At 49.3% G+C, this 377-nt stretch carries 1 protein-coding gene; it reads left to right on the top strand.

Translation table 11 applies throughout. The features are described 5' to 3' along the window. On the top strand, window positions 1-377 hold a 377-nt coding region (locus tag B4J23_RS11270; RefSeq protein ID WP_349678869.1), incomplete at both ends, for an SLC13 family permease.

The raw sequence follows: 377 nt of genomic DNA, 5'->3' as shown, positions 1-377 counted from the left end.
TATTCTGCTCGGGATTGCCTATTCAGCCAGTATTGGTGGTTTGGGCACCATCGTCGGTTCTCCACCGAATGCGATTGCAGCCAAAGCCCTCGGTTATGACTTCGCTGACTGGATGAAAGTCGGCCTGCCGATGATGTTCATCATCCTGCCAGCAATGTTGATCAGTCTGTATCTGGTGCTGCGTCCAAAGCTGAATCATAAGGTGAATTTTGTCACCGAAAATATTCCCTGGACCACCACCCGTATTGCGACGATGGTGTTGTTCCTCTGTACGGCGATGGCCTGGATTTTCAGTAAAAAATTGACTGAAAATTTCGGTATTTCACAGCCTGATACCTGGATCGCGATTCTGGCAGCCTGTCTGGTGGTGATTCTGG

It is taken from the genome of Acinetobacter sp. UBA3025, from assembly GCF_002367915.1.
In the GTDB taxonomy this organism is placed as follows: Bacteria; Pseudomonadota; Gammaproteobacteria; order Pseudomonadales; family Moraxellaceae; genus Acinetobacter.
This window is presented reverse-complemented; position numbering and strand designations above follow the sequence as displayed.